Raw genomic sequence first — 761 nt, 5'->3', positions numbered from 1 at the left:
GGCTGATGCTGCTGGGCCACCGGCGCGTGCTGCGCACGGTGTGGATCGTCGGCGCGGCGCTGCTGGGCGTCGTCGTGCTGAAGCTGTTCTTCGTCGAGCTGGCCGACCAGGGCGGGCTGTACCGCATCGTGTCCTTCATCGTGGTCGGCGTGCTGCTGCTGGTGGTGGGGTACTTCGCGCCGGTGCCGCCACGGCGCGCGGCGGCGGTCGACGCCGAGGTGGCAGCATGAACGCGCGTTGGATCGGGGCGGCGATGCTGGCCGTGTGGACGATGGCGGCGACGGCGGTTCCGCCCGCGGCGGGGCTCAAGCTGGAAGGCGCCGGGCCGTACTACACGCTCGAGCTGCCGCTCGCGTGGCAGCTGCAGGCCGGCACCGCCGACCTGCGCGGGCTGCAGCTGCGCAATGCGCTCGGCGAGCCGCTGCCCCATGCCTGGGCCGATGCAGCGCCCCCGGCGCAGCAGAGCCTGGCCACCGGCAGCGTGCCGGTCTTCAAGCTGCCCGCGGCGAAGCCGGCCAGGAAGGACGCGAAGGACGCGCCGGACGACACGCCGCGCGGCTGGGTGCTGGACCTGCGCGGCGTGAAGGGCTCGGTGATGGAGGTCGCGCTCGCCTTCCCCGAGCGCGCGAACGGCGCCTGGCCGGTCGCGGTGGAGGCGAGCGATGACCTGACGCAGTGGCGCATGGTGCGCACCGAGGTGCAGCTGGTGTCGCTGCAGCACCAGGAGCAGCGGCTGGACAGCAGCGTGATCGAGCTCGGTG

The 761-nt window shown here is 73.6% G+C and carries 2 protein-coding genes; both read left to right on the top strand.

The features are described from left to right. Positions 1-230, top strand: a 230-nt coding sequence (locus AC1D15_RS35470) for a DUF2339 domain-containing protein (protein WP_477829778.1), incomplete at its 5' end; no start/stop codon positions are given. Next, the coding region (locus AC1D15_RS35465; RefSeq protein ID WP_477829777.1) for a DUF3999 family protein at positions 227-761 on the top strand (535 nt) is incomplete at its 3' end. The genes AC1D15_RS35470 and AC1D15_RS35465, both read left to right, overlap by 4 nt.

Source organism: Rhizobacter sp. P2_H2 (genome assembly GCF_056403375.1).
This window is presented reverse-complemented; position numbering and strand designations above follow the sequence as displayed.